2 tRNA genes and 1 rRNA gene are annotated in these 2,293 nt (G+C 49.3%); all 3 read right to left on the bottom strand.

Annotation, left to right across the window (positions count from 1 at the left end):
• Nucleotides 1-3: 3 nt before the first annotated feature.
• A tRNA-Ala gene (locus tag EZJ43_RS16915) sits at nt 4-77 on the bottom strand.
• Nucleotides 78-167: 90 nt separating this feature from the next.
• Nucleotides 168-242, bottom strand: a tRNA-Ile gene (locus EZJ43_RS16910).
• Nucleotides 243-452: 210 nt separating this feature from the next.
• Nucleotides 453-1,972: ribosomal RNA gene (locus EZJ43_RS16905) — 16S ribosomal RNA — on the bottom strand.
• Nucleotides 1,973-2,293: the final 321 nt, after the last annotated feature.

The following is a 2,293-nucleotide window of genomic DNA, read 5'->3' as shown; positions in this document are numbered from 1 at the left end:
CTGTGGAGAATAACGGAGTCGAACCGTTGACCTCCTGCGTGCAAGGCAGGCGCTCTAGCCAGCTGAGCTAATCCCCCGTAAGATTTTGGCTGAAAGCTATGTGTTAAAAGTTTAAAGCTTCTGGCTTTCCACTCATCACTCATATCTCAAAACCCGTACCTCAATAGTAGTCCCGTCCAGATTTGAACTGGAGACCCCTACATTATCAGTGTAGTGCTCTAACCAGGCTGAGCTACGGGACTAGGTTGATCTTAGATTGATGGTTTCAGAGTTACAATTTCTTTTCTTTGCAGATTCAGTCGTAATTCGTCGATCTCAAACCGTAATTCAATTTCAATCCCACCGCTCAGAGACTTTTTAGGCCACTGATGTGGTCAATCTCTTGGGTGTTTCTTTTGTTTCTTGTTATTAGAAATATCTTATAGCGCATCGGGCAGCCAGTGCTGCTCCAGAAAGGAGGTATTCCAGCCGCACCTTCCGGTACGGCTACCTTGTTACGACTTAGCCCCAGTTATCGGTTTTACCCTAGGACGCTCCTTGCGGTTACATACTTTAGGTACCCCCAACTTCCATGGCTTGACGGGCGGTGTGTACAAGGCCCGGGAACGTATTCACCGCGTCATTGCTGATACGCGATTACTAGCGAATCCAACTTCATGGGGTCGAGTTGCAGACCCCAATCCGAACTGTGAACGGCTTTGTGAGATTCGCACCATATTGCTATGTAGCTGCCCTCTGTACCGTCCATTGTAGCACGTGTGTAGCCCCGGACGTAAGGGCCATGATGACTTGACGTCGTCCCCTCCTTCCTCTCTGTTTGCACAGGCAGTCTGTTTAGAGTCCCCACCATTACGTGCTGGCAACTAAACATAGGGGTTGCGCTCGTTGCGGGACTTAACCCAACACCTCACGGCACGAGCTGACGACAGCCATGCAGCACCTAGTTTCGTGTCCTTGCGGACGAACCTATCTCTAAGTTCTTCACTAACTTTCAAGCCCGGGTAAGGTTCCTCGCGTATCATCGAATTAAACCACATGCTCCTCCGCTTGTGCGGGCCCCCGTCAATTCCTTTGAGTTTCAATCTTGCGACCGTACTCCCCAGGTGGAACACTTAACGCTTTCGCTTAGCCGCTGACTGTGTACCGCCAACAGCGAGTGTTCATCGTTTAGGGCGTGGACTACCAGGGTATCTAATCCTGTTTGATCCCCACGCTTTCGTGCCTCAGCGTCAATAGAACCATAGTAAGCTGCCTTCGCAATCGGTGTTCTGAGACATATCTATGCATTTCACCGCTACTTGTCTCATTCCGCCTACCTCTAGTTCATTCAAGCCGGTCAGTATCAAAGGCACTGCGATAGTTGAGCTACCGTCTTTCACCTCTGACTTAACAGGCCGCCTACGCACCCTTTAAACCCAATAAATCCGGATAACGCTTGGATCCTCCGTATTACCGCGGCTGCTGGCACGGAGTTAGCCGATCCTTATTCTTCCGGTACGTTCAGCTCATTACACGTAATGAGGTTTATTCCCGGATAAAAGCAGTTTACAACCCATAGGGCAGTCTTCCTGCACGCGGCATGGCTGGTTCAGGGTTGCCCCCATTGACCAATATTCCTTACTGCTGCCTCCCGTAGGAGTCTGGTCCGTGTCTCAGTACCAGTGTGGGGGGTCATCCTCTCAGATCCCCTAGTCATCGTCGCCTTGGTGGGCCGTTACCCCGCCAACTAGCTAATGACACGCATGCCCATCTCAATCCTATAAATATTTGATCATTGTACAATGCCGTACTGTGATTTTATGCGGTGTTAATCCGAATTTCTTCGGGCTATCCCCCAGATTGAGGTAGGTTGCATACGCGTTACGCACCCGTGCGCCGGTCTCAAAGGAGCAAGCCCCTTCTACCCCTCGACTTGCATGTATTAGGCCTGCCGCTAGCGTTCATCCTGAGCCAGGATCAAACTCTCCATTGTAAAATGTGTTGTAAGATGCTGACCAGTTTTAACTAACGTTAAAATTAGTCTTCTTTTTTTTGTATTGTCTGTCAGTCACTGACTTTAAAATTCAGCTGGTCACTCTGTACTTGAATGCGTACTTCGTTATACCCGCTGCGCTACTTGACATCTCTTTTAAGAACTTGGCGACCTGGTGAGCCTCACGGCCGGTCTATATATATCTTCGGGTTCCAGTCTGGTAAAGTCTTGTTCGTCTCTACTTTGTTTCTTCCCGTTTCAATCTTGTTTTGTTCGCTCCGGTGACATCCGCCACACCAGCGTTTTTGTTTTTGTTTCCCA

This window comes from Pedobacter changchengzhani, assembly GCF_004354365.1.
In the GTDB taxonomy this organism is placed as follows: Bacteria; Bacteroidota; Bacteroidia; order Sphingobacteriales; family Sphingobacteriaceae; genus Pedobacter; species Pedobacter changchengzhani.
Note: the sequence above shows the minus strand (reverse complement) of the source record. Positions and strands in the feature narration are given on the sequence as shown.